The sequence below is a fragment of the Gemmatimonadota bacterium genome, assembly GCA_009835325.1.
In the GTDB taxonomy this organism is placed as follows: domain Bacteria; phylum JAAXHH01; class JAAXHH01; order JAAXHH01; family JAAXHH01; genus JAAXHH01.
In genome coordinates this window covers 1-15,702 of record VXWP01000106.1, presented here as the reverse complement: position 1 = coordinate 15,702, position 15,702 = coordinate 1, and the positions used below count along the sequence as shown (strand labels likewise).

Sequence of the window (15,702 nt, the reverse complement as noted above, 5' to 3'; positions counted from 1 at the left end):
GGGCCGGGCAGGGATCAACTGATCAGCAATCGTTCCAGTTTCTTGTGGATTCGTTCGTCGTCTCCGTCGATACGGTGGGCCTTGAGCAATTCGTCGATCGCCCGGGCGTTCTCGCCCATGATCTCGAAGATGGACCCCAGTGCGTAGTGGGCTGCGAAATTGGTGGCGTCGAGATCGAGCGCCTCCTGGTACTCTCCGACCGCCAGTTCCCATTTCTCCTGACGGACGAAGATCTCCGCGAGGCTCATGTGAATATCCGAGGTGTCTTCATCCCATCGCAAGGATTCCCGGTATGCGGCGACGGCCTCGTCGTACATGGTCCGCCGCTTGTACACCATGCCGAGGAGCTTGTAGGCGGCACCGTTCCGTGGTGAACGGCGGATGACCTCGCGGAAGCAGTTGGTCGCCTTCTCGAATTCACCTAGATAGCAGTAGATCCGGCCCAGGTCCTGGAAGAGGGCATCCGTTCGGTATCCGCCCTCGAGGGCGTTCAGCATGTAGCCGCGGGCTTCGCTGTAGCACTCCTGCTTCATGTAGATCAGGCCGATATCGTACTGTACCGCGACCTTTTTCGGATACGCCCGCGCGCACTTGCTGAGCCATTCGAAGGCTTCGCTCGTGCGGCCGGTATACATGAGTCCGAGACCCAGGCCACGCAGGGTCCAGTAGTCGGCCTGGTTCCGCTCAACGCGCTCGAAGCAGAGGCGCACGATGGTCTCGTAGTCCTTCTTCACCAGGAGGAGCTTGAGCTTATGAGACCAGAACCACATATTGTCTACACTTTCACGTACGGCCGGCACCGTAGAAGGGGGTTCGATTCCGGAGGAACGGGACACGCGGCGCCATCATCCCGATACCCAGAATATACGTCGGTTCGGCAGGGGTGTCAAGCGGACCCGGCCGGCCGGATTGCGGGGTTTTTCGCGTGGTAGAGGGAAATGGAATCGTGGGTGGGAATCAGATGGGGCGAACACGATAAATGACAGCCAGAGAAGAAGTTACGGGCGTCATCCTCGCGGGCGGGAAGAGCAGCCGGTTCGGCTCGAACAAGGCACTCAGCCGGATCGACGGAGACCGCCTGATCGAACGGCTCTGCCGGACGGTCGGTTCGGTGACGGGACGGATGATGCTGATCACCAACACCCCGGCGGACTACGCCTTCCTGGAGCTGGAAAGCCGGAAGGACCTTGTGCCCCGCTGCGGGCCCATCGGCGGCATTTATACCGCGCTAAGGACGTCGCATACGCCGCTTTGCCTGTGCATTGCCTGCGACATGCCCTTTGTCAGGCCGGAATTCCTGGAATACATGATGGAGCGGTCGTCCGGCTACGACGTGGTCGTCCCCGTGAACGACGGACGTGTGGAACCGCTGTGCGCGGTTTACCGTGAGACCTGCGTCCCGGCGATCGAGGATCGGATCCATGCGCGCAGATACAAGATCGCCGGATTCTTCGACGAGGTCCGCGTCCTGCGACTTGTACCGGAGGAGGGTGGATTCCACGACGACGACATGTTCTTCAACATCAACGACAGGACGGATTACGACGAAGCACTGAAGCGCATGACGGACCAGGCGCGCTAGCCGGACCGTCCCTCCACCAGCAGGATGAACTCCCCACGAAGGCGGCGGTCCCGGGTCTCTTCGCACAGCACCGACAGTGGACTCCGGTCGATTTTCTCGTGAAGCTTGGTCAGGTCGTTCGCCAGGGCCGCCCTGCGGTCCCCGAACACCTCCAGGGCGTCGGCGATGAGCGCATGCACCCGGTGGGGACTTTCGAAATAGATGAGCGTGTCCGCCCGGTCCGCGTCCGCTTCCAGATAGCGGCGCCGGGCAGCGGGCCTGCGGGGCGGGAAGCCGCAGAACGAAAACCGGTGGACCGGCAGGCCCGAGAGGACGAGCGCCATGATCGGCGCGCTCGGGCCGGGGGCCATGCTCACGGGGATTTCGGCCTGGATCACGGCCTGGACGAGCCGGTAGCCGGGATCGGCGATACCGGGCGTGCCCGCATCCGTGACCAGGGCGAGGTCCCGTCCCCGTTCAAGGGCGGCCAGGGCCCTGGGGACGGCCCGCTGCTCATTGTGTTCATGGTAGGACATCTGCCGCGCGCTGATCCCGTACCGCTTGAGCAGCCGTCCGGTCCTGCGCGTGTCTTCGCTGAGCACGGTATCCACGCCGCGCAGGATCTCCAGCGCCCGAAGCGTGATGTCGTCCAGATGGCCGATCGGCGTGGCTACCAGGTAAAGCATGGACTAGTTCGTCTGTTCGGGGAACGGCGCGCGTATGTCGTAGCGGCCGTGTATCTCCACGGGAAGCGCTCCCTCCTCTACCATCAGGTCCAGCGGATTGTCTCCCGTCTGCAACGGTAGTTCGACCACGTCACGGATGCGGGCCGACTCGTAGATCGCCATCATGAGTTCCATGGTCAGACGGGCGGTCTCGCCATCGTTGCGGTGTCCTTCGCCGCTGCCGTCCAGCCAGGAAATGAACTCGTCGTACTGGTCGACCTCCACCAGCGGCGGCGTGATGGACTGCCAGTCGCCGGCATGGCGGTTCAGCAGGAGCAGGCCGCCTTCGGGACCGCGTTTCAGGATCCCCTCCGTACCGTAGATGACGTCGCCCTGAAGCCCGGGATCGGGCAGGTCGCTTTCGTAGGTACCCCTGATCCCGCCTTCGAAGGCGATGATCGCCGCACACCGGTCCTCGCACCGCACCCTGCGCTCCCAACGGTCCGTCTTGCGGGTCACCTGGCCGATCACCCAGACCGGAGCGGGGTCGCCCAGCACGTACATCATTTCGTCCAGTTCGTGAGTGCCCCGGTTGAGCAGGCCGTGGGCGTCCCGGCGCAGCATGGCCGTGGGCGCTCCGATCGCGCCGTCCATCACCAGGCGGCGCGCTTCCACGTTCTGCGGGGTGAACCTGCGCTGGTGGCCGATGGCGAGCTTGACGCCGTGCTGCGCGCAGGATGCCAGCATGAGGTCAGCTTCACCGAGGCTGGACGCCATCGGCTTCTCGCCAAGAATGCCCTTTGCGCCCGATTCCGCGGCTTTCACGGTGATTTCGGAGCGGACGTTCTGCCAGGTGGTGATGCTGACGATGTCACAGGCCTCTTCCTCCAGCATATCCGCGTAATCCGTGTAGGGTGTCGCGTCGAATTCGTCGGCCAGCTTGCGGGCGCTTCGCTCACTGACGTCGGCGACCGCCACCACGTCGGTCTGCGCCTTCTGCGTCCAGTGCCGCGCGTGCGAACCGCCCATTCCTCCGCAGCCTATGATGCCCACCCGATATGACCCGGACATGTGAACTCCTTGATTGCGTGTGCTTTCCCGTCTCCCGCGGTCTGTCGTCCCGCGCAATGTACCACTTGCCGATTGAACCCGCAACCACTGTTTGGCAGGGCCGGGCACGCCCGGGTGGGGTCGGTAGACCCGGGCATGGACCGGCGGATCGAGCGCCGCACCTTACTAATATATTGCTCCCCTCTATCGTCGGTTGTAGGTTAGAACAGTTCAACTTCGGGAGGGGACGAAATGGACTACAACGGCCTGCAGGTCGCGACATTGGACGGCTCGCTGCGGGACGCTATTGCCGCACGCGGCGGTACACCCATGGTAGCCAGCGCCGACGATCCGGAGCGCGTGGACGCCTTTATCGATGGCCTGGCCAGGGACGACATCGCCATACTGTTGCTGTCTGAACCCGAGCATATCCGCGCGTTACTGGGCCGGGCGGCCGCCACGGGCCGGATCGAGGTCCTGCTGGATGCCGTCAGGCAGATTGCCGTGGGCTCGGCCGGGCCGGCCTGCACGGACATCTGGAGAAACCACCGTCTCTCGGTCGACTTCGAACCCGACGGAACGGGAGGCGAAGCACTCGTATCGAGCATGGCGCGCCTGGCGGGCTACCTGGTCAACAAGAAGCGCACCGCCGTGGACGGAGGCGTGGACACCTCGTACTGGCACCGCACCGACATGCGGTGGCATTTCGAGAGCGATCCGTACGGAACCCGGGGTGAATCGGCCTTCCTCAGGGCGTGCCGGCGCGAATCGACGGAGTATACGCCCATATGGCTGCTGCGGCAGGCCGGCCGCTACCAGCGGGCCTACCGGGAACTCAAATCCGACCTGGACTTCCTGGACATGTGCAAGACCCCGGAGCTCACGGCGGAAATCACGTTGATGGCCGCGGAACGCCTCGGGGTGGACGCCGCCATCCTCTTCGCGGACATCCTGCCGCTGCTGCAGCCAATGGGGTTCCAACTGGAATACGTCACGGGCCAGGGACCGGTGATTCACAACCCGTTGCGGTCGGCCGAAGCCGTGGACCAGCTCGAAGACGGGGAACCGGTGTCCCAGCACTTCGTCTACGAGGCCATTCGCATGGTTCTGCCCGCGCTGCCGCCCCATATCCCGCTCATCGGTTTTTCCGGCGCCCCCTTCACCCTGGCGGCCTATGCCATCGAAGGCCAGAGTACCAAAGACTTCAGGCACCTCAAGACCTTCATGTATACCGATCCGGGCGCGTGGCACGCCTTCATGTCGAAGCTGGCCCGGGCCGTCACGGCGTACCTCAATGAACAGATCGAGGCCGGCGTCCACGCCGTGCAGCTGTTCGACAGTTGGGCCGGCTGCCTGTCACCCGACGATTACCGGGCGTTCGTCCTTCCCCACACGGGGTACGTCTTTTCCCACCTTCGCCGGGGCGTGCCCAGGCTTCACTTCGGCGTGGGGACGGGGTCCCTGCTCGAATTGATGCGGGAGGCGGGAGGAGACGTCATCGGGCTGGACTGGCGGGTGGACCTGGCCGAGGCCTGGCGACGGCTCGAATACGATACGGCCGTCCAGGGGAACCTCGATCCCGTGATCCTGTTCGCCTCACCCGATGAAATCCGTAAACAGGCCGCGGCCATCCTGCACAAGGCCGCCGGACGTCCCGGCCACATATTCAATCTCGGCCACGGCATCCTGCCCGGCACGCCGGAAGACCACGTGATCGCCCTGATAGACGCCGTACATGAGATGGGAAGCGGGCGATGAAGGTCGTCGTGGTCGGCGGGGGCATCGCGGGATTGAGTGCGGCCCACCGGTTGACGGAATCCGGGCATCCCGGACTGGAAGTGACGCTACTCGAGCGGTCGGACCGTTTCGGCGGGACGATCCGTACGGTCGAGCGTGACGGTTGCCTAATCGAACTGGGGCCTGATTCCTTTCTCACTTCCAAGCCCTGGCTGTCGGATCTCGCCAGCCGCCTGGGCGTGGCGGACCGGATCATCCCCACCGCGCGTACCCATCGCAGGTCCCACGTGGTCCATCGCGGTAAGCTGCACCCGTTGCCCGACGGTTTTCTGATGATGGCGCCCACCCGGCTCTGGCCGATGGCGACCACCTCCCTCTTTTCGTGGAAGGGCAAGGCCCGGTGCGCCCTGGACCTGGTATTGCCCAGGGGGACCGGAACCGGCGATGAGAGTCTCGGTGCCTTCGTACGCAGGCGGTTCGGCGGCGAGGTGCTCGAACGGGTCGTCCAGCCGCTTATCGGCGGCATCTACGCGGGAGACCCGGACACCCTCAGCCTGAAGGCCACCATCCCACGGTTTTTCGAGATGGAACAGCGTCACCGCAGCGTCATCAAGGCCATGGTCACGCAGCGGCGCGCGGCAGCGAGGCAACAGCGCGGGGCGTCCGCCAGTAGCGGTGACCCCGCCAGTAGCGGTGACCCCGCCGGCAGAGGTGACCGCGCAGGCAGCGGCGCCCGTTACGGCGAACTGGCTTCCTTCGACCGGGGCATGGAAACCATCGTGCAGGCGCTGCTGCTGCGACTGCCCTCGGACGCCATGCATACCCAGGCCGATGTGACGCGGCTGACCCGTGACGGCAGCAGCTGGAGCCTGTCCTGCGGCGACGGGCGGCATTTCCAGGCGGACGGCATCATTCTCGCCGTGCCCTCCCGACATGCCGCGGAACTGCTGCGCGGTACCGACACGGGTCTTTACGACGAGCTGACGGCCATCCCCCACGCGTCGTCGGCCGTCATGAACCTCGCGTACCGGCGTTCGGACGTGCCCCATCCGCTGGACTGCTTCGGTTTCGTGGTGCCCGCGGTAGAGGATCGCAAAATCATCGCCTGCACCTTCAGCAGCGTGAAGTTTCCGAACCGGGCGCCGGATGGCCTCGTCCTGTTGCGCGTGTTTTTAGGTGGCATGCTTCAACAGGAACTGCTCAAGTCCGGCGACGAAATCCTGCTGCGGATCGTACGCGGGGAGTTACGGGACTTGATGGGCATCGAAAACGAGCCGCTGCACACGGAACTGGCGCGCTATCCGGACGCCATGCCCCAGTACCTGGTCGGCCACGGCCGGCGCGTCGAGCGGATCGAATCGCTGCTCGGACGGCATCCCGGGCTCGCGCTGGCGGGCAATGCCTACGGGGGCGTGGGCCTGCCCGACTGCGTGCGCTCGGGTGAGCAGGCGGCGGAGCTGGTCCTGGGCGAAGCGGAGGCCGCCCAACTCACCGGACCAGCCTCCTGAAGGGTTCCTTCTTGAGGTCGCACTCCAGCAGTTGTTCCAAGTTGCCGTGGTCCAGGCCCGATTTGATGAGCTCGAATACCTCGGCGGCCGCCTCGCCCAGCTGCCGGACGTCATCTTCCGTGTGGGCTATGGTGACCCGGAACGAGGTCGGGGTAAAAACGCCCCTGCGCGACATCTCCTGGACGAACAGCGTGGAGACGATGGGGGTGAGTTCCGGATCGGGCAGGTCGAAGGCGAGTCCGGGATTGTGGGATAGGCCCACGCAGGCGCCGGGCAGTCCCGCGCTCGCGAGGGCTTCGTTCATCGTCTTCTTGACCAGTTGACCCATGGCCTCGAAGAAGGGTACCGAGTCCCGTCGCTTCAACTCGCGAATGGTGGTCAGTGCGGCGGCCAGGCCCACGTTGTCGCTCCAGTAGGAACTGGATACGAACATCGACGCGGCGGGCGCCATGGCTTCACGGGAGCCCACGACGGCGCCCATGGCGTAACCGTTCGACATGGCCTTGGCCAGGGTGGTAACGTCGGGCGTCACCCCGGTATACTCCTGGAACCCCCCGATGCGGAAGCGCCATCCGCAGGACACCTCGTCGAAAACCAGCAGTGCGCCGTGTTCATGGGCCAGCGACTTGACGGCTTCCAGGTACCCCGGTGGCGGGAGTTCGGACCGCGCGGGCTCCATCATGACCGCCGCGACCTGACCCTCGTGCTTTTTCAGCAGGTCCGAGAGCATGTCCAGGTCCCCGTAGGTGAAGGGGATGGCCGTGCCCGCGAGGACTTGCGGCACGCCGATCGGCTCGATGCCGGCGAAAGGGTATTCGCCGCTCTCCGGATCGACGAGATAGTTGGCGGACTGGTACCAGTCGTGCCAGCCGTGGTAGCCGCAGAAGAGGATGATGTCCCTGCCGGTGGTTCCCCGCACGATCCGCACCGCCAGGGCGCAGGTCTCTCCCCCGGCCTTGGCGTACCGCACCATCTCGGCGCTGGGGATGGTATCGACGAGTTCCTCGGCCAGTTCGATTTCCAGCGGACTGTTCAGCGTATAGATACTGCCCCGATCGATCTGTTCCTTCACTGCCCCGTCAACGATGTCATCGGCGTGACCCAGGATAATGGCGCTGACCGCGTTCATCATGTCCAGGTACTCGTTGCCGTCCACGTCTACGAAGCGGGCGCCCTTGGCGCTTTCAGCGTAGACGGGGCTGACGCCGCTGGCAAACTGGCTTGCCCGCCTGCTGATCAGTTGCGTCCATCCGGGGATCAGTTCCTCGGCCCGCCGGTACATGTGCATGGACTGTTCTACGGAACGTTCTACGGAACGGGTGACGGACATTTTTTACAATCCTTTCCTGGTCATTATGCCTTGCTGCTCCGGGTCCAGCCCCGCGGCCTGTGCCACGGCGTGAAAAGCGCGCGCCGGTCGTCGTCCCTCCGGGCGAAAGTGGCTTCCGTCACGTAGGGCAATTCGTCCATGGTCGCCTGGTTCTGCGACAGCATCCAGTAGGGCCCATAGCCCACGTGGATGGTCTTGCGGACCTGGTCGGACCGGTTGGTAACCCCACCGTGGCGGAGGTTCTCCGTGAACAGTATGGCGTCACCGGCCTTGACTTCCAGCGCGACCACGCCGGGTTCCTCGTCCGGGTTGCCGTCGTAGGGACAGGGCAGGTTTGTCTTGTGGGATCCGGGTACGACGCAGAACGCCCCGTGATCCCGGGACACGTCATGGATGAAGTAGACCATGCGCACCATCATGCAGTCGATTCCGTTGGCGTTGAATCCGTACCGGTACTTCTGATTCTCGGGCCGCATGCCGCCGTGCAGTCCCGACAGGTTCCCGCGGTAGCGGATCCGGATCTCGGAGTTGTTGATCGTGGACCTCCCCTGGACGATCCCGCCGATATAGGCCATGGTGCGCGAGTCGTTCACCAATACGTCGAAGCGCTCGTCCGCATTCCAGAAGTCCTCGATGATGACGGTTCGGCCCTCCGCGTTCGATCCGTCCACATGGTATCCCCGTTCGGGGTTCCGGTGATAGTCCGGCCCCCACGGACTGGCCTTGCGCGGTGGCTTTTCCAGGTTCGCCAGCGCGTGTGCTTCCAGTTCGTCCACCGCCTTCGACAGCGAAGAGACGGTCCCCGGATCCAGCAGGTCCTCGATTACGATGTAGCCCTGCCGGTCGAATTCATAGCGTTCGGTATCGTTCATGAAGTCTCCCTTACTGCCGGGTTCCCAGATTGGGACATAACCCACCCGTTTCACCGCGGCCTGGCTTGCGTCGCTCGCGATCCAATCCTCAAGGACCTCACCATACAAAATAACGCGCGGCCCGGACCCTGACAATATGCGCGTGGCTCGCACGGGTTTTTTTCCGCGGCGCCGAAGAAGCCAATCTGGTAGTTGACGCGTCCGGCAGGAATCCTTATATATAGAACTCGGTCCGCGTAGAACTCGGTCCGCGACGCGGGGCCAGCATTGGCTCCGCATCTTCCACATCGTCGGATCAGCCAGCATATTCGAAACAGCCGGAATATCCCATTCAGTCAACGCAGCCGGAGCAGTACATGACCATCGGCGTCCCTAACGAAACCTGTCCGGGCGAACGGCGTGTATCCATCGTTCCGGCCGGAGTTGGCGCCCTGGTACGGGCAGGTTGCGCCATCCGGGTCTCCGCGGGAGCGGGCCTTGAGGCGGGCATCTCGGACGCAGACTATGAAGCGGCCGGTGCCAGGGTCGTGCCGGATCGAGGATCGGTGTTTACCGAAGCGGACGTGATCGTACAGGTAAGAGGGGGCGGAGCGAATCCCGACTCGGGTATGGCGGACGTCGAGCTGCTGCGCGAGGGACAGGTGCTGATCGGGTTTCTGGAACCGCTGTCCGCCGCCGCCGAGATCCGGGCGCTTTCAGACCGTCGCGCAACCGCCTGCGCCATGGAGTTGATCCCGAGGACCTCCCGGGCGCAGAGCATGGACGCCCTTTCCTCCCAGGCCAATATCGGCGGGTACAAGGCCGCGCTGATGGCGGCCGAATTCCTCCCGAAACTGTTCCCCATGATGATGACGGCAGCCGGGACCATCACGCCCGCCCACGTCTTCGTAGTGGGTGTCGGCGTGGCGGGTCTGCAGGCCATTGCGACCTGCAAGCGGCTGGGCGCCGTGATCCAGGCCTACGACGTGCGGCCGGCCGTCAAAGAGCAGGTCCAGAGCGTCGGGGCACGATTCGTGGAGCTGGAGCTCGACACCGCGGAGTCCGAAGGATCGGGGGGTTACGCACAGGCCATGGACGAGCAGTTCTACGCGAAACAGCGGGAGATGATGGCCCGCGTCGTATCCGAGAACGACGTGGTGATCACGACGGCCGCCGTGCCCGGAAAACCGGCGCCCGTACTGGTGACGGAAGACATGGTCAAGAGCATGAGTCCCGGCTCGGTCGTGATCGACCTGGCGGCGGAGCGAGGGGGAAACTGCGAGATCACGGAACCGGGCAAGACCGTCGTCAAGCATGGCGTGACCCTCGTGGGGGAATTGAACCTGCCTTCGACCGTGCCCTTTCACGCGAGCCAGATGTATTCCAACAACATCGTGAATTTCCTGAAGCTGATGATCAACGACGGCGCGCTGGACGCGACCGTGGACGACGATATCGTGCAGGGCGCGACCGTTACCCGCGACGGCGAGATCGTCAACGAACTGGTCCGTTCCGTACTTGACGGTACCGGCTGAGCGGGCTTGTACCGGCGAACGGCCTTGTACCGGCGAACGAATCGAGGAGTGCCACATGGGTGAAACCATTGCCATATTGACCATTTTCGTCCTGGCGGTGTTCGTCGGATTCGAAGTCATCACCAAGGTCCCGCCCATTCTCCACACGCCGCTGATGTCCGGCTCGAACGCCATATCGGGGATCACGATCATCGGTGCCATCCTCTCGGCCGGAACCCAGTACTCGACGCTGACCACGGTCCTCGGAACCGCCGCCGTGGTTTTCGCCACGATCAACGTGGTCGGCGGCTACCTCGTGACCAACCGCATGCTGGACATGTTCAAGAGAAAGGAGTAGGCGGATGTCCCCCGATCTCGTCCGCTTCGCCTATCTCGTCGCCGCTTCCCTGTTTGTATTCGGGCTGAAGGGCCTCTCCCATCCCCGCACCGCGGTGCGGGGCAACCGCCTGAGCGCCCTGGGCATGTTCATCGCCATCGTGGTGACGCTGATCGACCAGCAGATCGTCCGGTTCGAGTTCATCGTCGCGGGTATCGTCCTCGGCGGAGCGATCGGCGCCATCTGGGCGCTCAAGGTGCCCATGACCGCCATGCCGCAGTTCGTGGGCCTGTGCAACGGTTTCGGCGGCGGGGCGTCGGTGCTCGTGGCCGGCGCGGCCTACGTCGAGGCCGCGCTGCGGTCCGCGGATACGATCTCGATGCAGTTCGGCATCGCGACCATGGCGTCCGGACTGATCGGCGGGGTGACCTTCTGGGGCAGTCTGATCGCCTTCGGCAAGCTGCAGGGCATCGTCTCCGAGAAAGCGGTTCGCTTCACCGGAGATCACGTGCTCAAAGGGCTCTTCCTGCTGGCCGGACTTGCGGCGGGCGTCCTCTGCATCCTGCAGCCGGAGAACACCCAGTACTTCTGGATCATGGTGGCGATCGCGTCCGTGCTGGGAATACTGCTCGTGGTGCCCATCGGAGGCGCGGACATGCCGGTGGTCATCGCCCTGCTCAACTCCTACTCGGGCATGGCTGCCGCGGCGACGGGCTTCGTGCTGTCCAACAACGTGCTGATCATTTCGGGTTCGCTGGTCGGCGCTTCGGGGTTTATCCTGACGAGCATCATGTGCAAGGCCATGAACCGGTCGCTCGCCAACGTGATGTTCGCGGGCGTCGGCGGCGATTCGGGCGGCGACGACGCTGGTCCTGCCGACGACCTCTACGAAGGCAAAGTGAAATCCACCACCGCCGAGGAGGTCGCCATGGTGCTCGACAGCGCGCGGCGCGTGGTGTTCGTCCCCGGCTACGGCATGGCGGTGGCCCAGGCGCAGCACGCCGTGCGCGACCTGGCCAATCAACTGGAGGCCGACGGCATCGAGGTGGAGTTCGCCATCCATCCCGTTGCGGGCCGCATGCCCGGCCACATGAACGTGCTGCTGGCCGAAGCGGACGTCCCCTACGACCGCCTGAAGGAGATGGACGAGGCCAATACGGGTTTCGAACAGACCGACGTAACCATCGTCATCGGCGCCAACGACGTGGTCAATCCCCTGGCCCGCGACGCGGCGGACACGCCGCTGTCCGGCATGCCGATCCTGAACGTGGACAGGTCGCGGACCGTCGTGGTCATCAAGCGCAGCCTGAGCCCCGGCTTCGCCGGCATACCCAATCCGCTCTTCGCCGCGGACAACTGCCTGATGCTCTTCGCCGACGGCAAGGATGCGGTGCAGGAACTGACGGCGGCGGTGAACGAAATCTGACCGCGATGTACCTGGAATGATGGAATCAACAACACATACCGGAAGGACGACCCGATGGCCGTGCTAGGCACGCCGCTGTCCCCTTCGGCGACCCGGGTGCTGATGTGCGGTTCGGGCGAACTGGGCAAGGAAGTGGTCATCGAGTTCCAGCGCCTGGGCGTGGAAGTGGTCGCTGTCGACCGTTACGCCAACGCGCCGGCCATGCAGGTGGCCCACCGCTCCCACGTGGTTGACATGCTGGACCCATCCGCCTTGCGCGCGGTGATCGAGCGGGAAAACCCCGATTTCGTCGTACCCGAAATAGAAGCCATCGCCACCGGCGCCCTGGTGGACCTGGAATCGGAAGGATACCACGTCGTTCCCACGGCGCGGGCCGTCCACCTGACCATGAACCGGGAAGGGATACGCCGGCTGGCTGCGGAGGAACTCGGTCTTCCCACGTCGCCCTATCGCTTCGCCGAGACCCGCGAAGCCTACGAACGCGCGGTGCGCGAGATCGGCCTGCCCTGCGTCATCAAGCCCGTCATGAGCTCATCCGGCAAGGGACAGAGCACAGTGCGCCATGCATCGGAGGCGGCCGGTGCCTGGCAGCGCGCGCACGACGAGGCCCGCGGCGGCGCGGGCAAGGTGATCGTAGAGGGATTCGTCGAATTCGACTACGAAATCACGCTCCTGACGGTGCGCCACGCGGGCGGCACGGGTTTCTGCCTGCCAATCGGCCACGAACAGGTCGACGGGGACTACCGGTACTCCTGGCAGCCCCAGCCCATGAGCGAGAAGGCGTGGGCGGAAGCCAGGCGGACGGCTGCGGCGGTCACCACCGCACTCGGCGGCCGCGGCGTTTTCGGCGTCGAGTTGTTCATCAGGGGCGACGAAGTGGTCTTCAGCGAGGTCTCCCCCCGCCCCCACGATACGGGCATGGTCACGCTCATCTCGCAGGACCTGTCCGAGTTTACCCTGCACGCGCGGGCCGTGCTGGGCCTTCCGATCCCGGAGATCCGCCAGCACGGTCCTTCCGCCTCGGCGGCCCTCGTGGTGGAAGGAAAGTCCGACCGGATGAATTTCGGCAACCTGGATGCCGCCCTTGCCGAGCCGGACACCGGCCTGTATCTCTTCGGCAAGCCCGAGGTCTCCGGTCACCGGCGCCTTGGCGTAGCCGTTGCCCGGGGCGATGACATCGACGTGGCCCGCGCGAAAGCGGTCCGCACCATGGAAGCGGTTCGCGTCGAAATGTAGTGCGCTGATGATTGAAGCACGTCGATTATGGTGCGACGGCGGACCATGAGTCGGCGAGCAGACCGCCGCCGGCGACGCTCGCAACAAGGCAGAAAGGAGGGATGATGCACAGTCAAGCGGAACGGCAGATCAATGTGGACGACCGGGACTGGCGCGCCCTCACCCAGGGCGAGCGTATACGGATGATCGAGGAGGAGGGCTACCTGATCATCCCGGACTGGATCTCGCAAGACTACCTGGCGGAGTTGAAAGCGGAGTGCAATCGACTCGAAACCGTCGGACGGGACTACAGTGAAAAACAGCGGGGCTGCAGGGACCCACATCTTGCCAGTCCGAAGCTGGCCGAACTCATCGCCTACGAACCCACGGTGCGGTTCCTGGAGGAGTTGTTCGGCGACCGCCTGGTTTTCATTCACTATACCTACGACCGGTCCGAGCCCGGCACGCCGGGGATCAGCCTCCATACGGACGGCCAGCCCTACGGCTCGAAGATATTCGGGTACGAGGGGAGCTGTCCCATCACGGTCCGGGTACTCTACTACCTCGACGACCTGACGCTGGATGTTTCGCCCTTCCGGGTCGTTCCCAGGTCCCACCTCTGCATGCACGCGGACGCCCACCCGTACAAGCGGTACGAGCGCCATCCCGAGGAGGTGGTCGTGCCCTGCACGGCGGGATCGGCGTTGTTCCTGAACCACCGGACGTTTCACGGCACCCTGCCCAACAGGGGCAATCGGTCTCGGGCCATGCTCGCGGTGGCCTACCGGCCGGCCTGGGCCGGACCGATCGTCGACGTGGAGCCGCGGGATCCGGCGGACCTGGAACGGATGCCCGATTCCGTCCGGCCCTTCCTGGGCGATCCGAGCATGCGAACCTACGAGTTCGGCGTCGGCAACAAGCCGGAGGGCATGTCGACCAGCGCGCCCGGCATGAACCCGAGCCGCTGGGAACGCCAGGCGTAGCGGGCGGGACGGCCAGTAAGCGAGCAGAGCAGGAAGAACCGGGTGCAGCATGCCTGGCCAGGCCGTGCGGGCCTGATCGTACCAGGCCGGTTCCGCAGACCCGTCGGCCACGAAACCACGGTGCCCCGGTCTTCAACCGGCAGTGAGCGAATTGCAACCATAGGAGCCACCAAATGCCTAAGGCACTTTTCGTCTGGGGAGGATGGGAAGGACACGAACCCAGACAGTCCCAGGACATCTTCATCCCGCTGCTTGAATCGGAAGGATACGATATCACGCAGCACGACACGCTTGACGCCTACCTGGACGCGGAAGCCATGCCCACGTACGATCTCATCGTGCAGACCGTGACCATGAGCACGATCAACGGCGCGCAGGAGAAGGCGCTCCTGGATACCGTCTCCGCCGGGGCCGGGTTCGGCGGCTGGCACGGCGGACAGGCGGACGCCTTCCGCAACAACACGAACTACCAGTACATGGTGGGCGGACAGTGGGTTTCCCATCCTGGCGGAATCATCGACTACGAAGTCAACATCATCGATCACGAAGATCCCGTCACGGCGGGCCTCAACGATTTCGCCATGCACTCGGAACAGTACTACATGCACGTCGATCCGGCCAACCACGTGCTCGCGACCACGACCTTCAGCGGGGATCACGACGCCTGGATCGACGGCACGGTGATGCCCGTGGCGTGGAAGAGGCCGTGGGGAAAGGGGAAGGTATTCCATTGTTCGCTGGGACACGTCGCCAGCGATTTCGACGTGCCCGAGGCGCGTGAAATCGTCCGTCGCGGTCTGATCTGGTGCACGCGCTGATTTTATTCTTTACTTTGTTGACCTAGATAGGTATATTATCGAGGCCAATAGACGGATCAGGCTACTGATCACACCACCTTATCATCTGTAGCAGGCTCTTTGCAGGAGGATTGTCATGGCGTTACGTTTAATGGACGAAGCCCCGGATTTCACCGCTGAAACCACCGAGGGAACGATTCGTTTTCACGAATGGCTCGGGGACGGCTGGGGCATACTCTTTTCCCATCCCGCGGATTACACGCCGGTATGCACCACGGAACTGGGTTACATGGCCAACATCGCCCACGAGTTCGCCCGGCGGAATGTCAAGATCCTGGCCATCAGCGTGGATCCCCTCGATTCGCACCGCGGCTGGATCGGCGACATCAACGAGACACAGAACGCGAACGTGAGCTACCCGCTGATCGCGGATCCCGACCAGGAAGTCGCCCAACTCTACGACATGATCCATCCGAACGCCGACGACAAGATGACCGTGCGTTCGGTGTTCGTCATCGGTCCGGACAAGAAGATCAAGCTGATGCTGACCTACCCCGCGTCCACGGGCCGGAATTTCGACGAGATCCTGCGCGTTGTGGATTCCCTCCAGCTGACGGCTCATCACAAGCTCGCCACGCCGGTCAACTGGACCAGCGGCGAAGACTGCATCATCGTACCAGCGGTCACGGACGAGGAAGCGGACCAGACCTACTCCGACATCCGCCGCG

15 protein-coding genes are annotated in these 15,702 nt (G+C 64.1%); 10 read left to right on the top strand and 5 right to left on the bottom strand.

Annotated features, from left to right (window positions below; all coding sequences use genetic code 11):
• Window positions 1-14: 14 nt before the first annotated feature.
• Window positions 15-770, bottom strand: a complete 756-nt coding sequence (locus F4Z81_14515; protein ID MXW06259.1) for a tetratricopeptide repeat protein — start codon at window positions 768-770, stop codon at window positions 15-17.
• Window positions 771-979: 209 nt separating this feature from the next.
• On the opposite strand from F4Z81_14515, the gene F4Z81_14510 reads away from it, so the two are divergent.
• Window positions 980-1,582, top strand: a complete 603-nt coding sequence (locus tag F4Z81_14510) for a molybdenum cofactor guanylyltransferase (protein MXW06258.1) — start codon at window positions 980-982, stop codon at window positions 1,580-1,582.
• Here the strand turns inward: F4Z81_14510 and rsmI are convergent.
• Entirely contained in the window at window positions 1,579-2,247 is a 669-nt protein-coding gene (rsmI, locus tag F4Z81_14505; GenBank protein ID MXW06257.1) for a 16S rRNA (cytidine(1402)-2'-O)-methyltransferase, read from the bottom strand. The genes F4Z81_14510 and rsmI overlap by 4 nt on opposite strands.
• Window positions 2,248-2,250: 3 nt before the next feature.
• Entirely contained in the window at window positions 2,251-3,297 is a 1,047-nt protein-coding gene (locus tag F4Z81_14500) for a Gfo/Idh/MocA family oxidoreductase (GenBank protein ID MXW06256.1), read from the bottom strand.
• A 672-nt stretch (window positions 3,298-3,969) separates the two neighbouring features.
• Here F4Z81_14500 and hemE point away from each other — a divergent pair.
• Together hemE and hemG are read left to right on the top strand one after the other, a co-directional pair.
• Window positions 3,970-5,034: a uroporphyrinogen decarboxylase gene (gene hemE / locus F4Z81_14495; GenBank protein ID MXW06255.1), complete on the top strand. Its 1,065-nt coding sequence runs from the start codon at window positions 3,970-3,972 to the stop codon at window positions 5,032-5,034.
• The gene (gene hemG, locus F4Z81_14490) at window positions 5,031-6,521 is read left to right on the top strand and encodes a protoporphyrinogen oxidase (protein MXW06254.1); all 1,491 of its coding nucleotides are present in this window, start codon (window positions 5,031-5,033) and stop codon (window positions 6,519-6,521) included. The genes hemE and hemG overlap by 4 nt, the downstream gene beginning before the upstream one ends.
• Here the strand turns inward: hemG and F4Z81_14485 are convergent.
• Together F4Z81_14485 and F4Z81_14480 are read right to left on the bottom strand one after the other, a co-directional pair.
• Window positions 6,502-7,851 carry an aminotransferase class III-fold pyridoxal phosphate-dependent enzyme gene (locus F4Z81_14485; protein MXW06253.1) on the bottom strand — a complete coding sequence of 450 codons (1,350 nt, stop codon included), beginning with the start codon at window positions 7,849-7,851 and terminating at the stop codon, window positions 6,502-6,504. The two genes, hemG and F4Z81_14485, sit on opposite strands and share 20 nt — an antisense overlap.
• Before the next feature lie 23 nt (window positions 7,852-7,874).
• Window positions 7,875-9,029, bottom strand: coding sequence for a phytanoyl-CoA dioxygenase family protein (locus F4Z81_14480; GenBank protein ID MXW06252.1), 1,155 nt, complete (start codon window positions 9,027-9,029; stop codon window positions 7,875-7,877).
• Between the two features lie 50 nt (window positions 9,030-9,079).
• On the opposite strand from F4Z81_14480, the gene F4Z81_14475 reads away from it, so the two are divergent.
• The 7 genes from F4Z81_14475 to F4Z81_14445 all read left to right on the top strand — a co-directional run.
• Window positions 9,080-10,237, top strand: coding sequence for a Re/Si-specific NAD(P)(+) transhydrogenase subunit alpha (locus F4Z81_14475; protein ID MXW06251.1), 1,158 nt, complete (start codon window positions 9,080-9,082; stop codon window positions 10,235-10,237).
• Window positions 10,238-10,292: 55 nt separating this feature from the next.
• Entirely contained in the window at window positions 10,293-10,574 is a 282-nt protein-coding gene (locus F4Z81_14470; protein ID MXW06250.1) for an NAD(P) transhydrogenase subunit alpha, read from the top strand.
• Between the two features lie 4 nt (window positions 10,575-10,578).
• Window positions 10,579-11,979: an NAD(P)(+) transhydrogenase (Re/Si-specific) subunit beta gene (locus F4Z81_14465; GenBank protein ID MXW06249.1), complete on the top strand. Its 1,401-nt coding sequence runs from the start codon at window positions 10,579-10,581 to the stop codon at window positions 11,977-11,979.
• Window positions 11,980-12,033: 54 nt separating this feature from the next.
• Complete coding sequence (purT, locus tag F4Z81_14460; protein MXW06248.1) at window positions 12,034-13,215, top strand: formate-dependent phosphoribosylglycinamide formyltransferase; 1,182 nt, start codon at window positions 12,034-12,036, stop codon at window positions 13,213-13,215.
• A 104-nt stretch (window positions 13,216-13,319) separates the two neighbouring features.
• Complete coding sequence (locus F4Z81_14455; GenBank protein MXW06247.1) at window positions 13,320-14,177, top strand: phytanoyl-CoA dioxygenase family protein; 858 nt, start codon at window positions 13,320-13,322, stop codon at window positions 14,175-14,177.
• A gap of 173 nt (window positions 14,178-14,350) precedes the next feature.
• Entirely contained in the window at window positions 14,351-14,995 is a 645-nt protein-coding gene (locus F4Z81_14450) for a ThuA domain-containing protein (GenBank protein ID MXW06246.1), read from the top strand.
• A gap of 115 nt (window positions 14,996-15,110) precedes the next feature.
• A partial coding sequence (locus F4Z81_14445; protein MXW06245.1) for a peroxiredoxin occupies window positions 15,111-15,702 on the top strand: 592 nt, incomplete at its 3' end.

Excerpts from the sequence above, each read along its gene's own strand:
- F4Z81_14515 (MXW06259.1), bottom strand. The coding sequence starts at position 770 with ATGTGGTTCTGGTCTCATAAGCTCAAGCTCCTCCTGGTGAAGAAGGAC.
- F4Z81_14510 (MXW06258.1), top strand. The coding sequence starts at position 980 with ATGACAGCCAGAGAAGAAGTTACGGGCGTCATCCTCGCGGGCGGGAAG.
- rsmI (MXW06257.1), bottom strand. The coding sequence starts at position 2,247 with ATGCTTTACCTGGTAGCCACGCCGATCGGCCATCTGGACGACATCACG.
- F4Z81_14500 (MXW06256.1), bottom strand. The coding sequence starts at position 3,297 with ATGTCCGGGTCATATCGGGTGGGCATCATAGGCTGCGGAGGAATGGGC.
- hemE (MXW06255.1), top strand. The coding sequence starts at position 3,970 with ATGCGGTGGCATTTCGAGAGCGATCCGTACGGAACCCGGGGTGAATCG.
- hemG (MXW06254.1), top strand. The coding sequence starts at position 5,031 with ATGAAGGTCGTCGTGGTCGGCGGGGGCATCGCGGGATTGAGTGCGGCC.
- F4Z81_14485 (MXW06253.1), bottom strand. The coding sequence starts at position 7,851 with ATGTCCGTCACCCGTTCCGTAGAACGTTCCGTAGAACAGTCCATGCAC.
- F4Z81_14480 (MXW06252.1), bottom strand. The coding sequence starts at position 9,029 with ATGCTGGCTGATCCGACGATGTGGAAGATGCGGAGCCAATGCTGGCCC.
- F4Z81_14475 (MXW06251.1), top strand. The coding sequence starts at position 9,080 with ATGACCATCGGCGTCCCTAACGAAACCTGTCCGGGCGAACGGCGTGTA.
- F4Z81_14470 (MXW06250.1), top strand. The coding sequence starts at position 10,293 with ATGGGTGAAACCATTGCCATATTGACCATTTTCGTCCTGGCGGTGTTC.
- F4Z81_14465 (MXW06249.1), top strand. The coding sequence starts at position 10,579 with ATGTCCCCCGATCTCGTCCGCTTCGCCTATCTCGTCGCCGCTTCCCTG.
- purT (MXW06248.1), top strand. The coding sequence starts at position 12,034 with ATGGCCGTGCTAGGCACGCCGCTGTCCCCTTCGGCGACCCGGGTGCTG.
- F4Z81_14455 (MXW06247.1), top strand. The coding sequence starts at position 13,320 with ATGCACAGTCAAGCGGAACGGCAGATCAATGTGGACGACCGGGACTGG.
- F4Z81_14450 (MXW06246.1), top strand. The coding sequence starts at position 14,351 with ATGCCTAAGGCACTTTTCGTCTGGGGAGGATGGGAAGGACACGAACCC.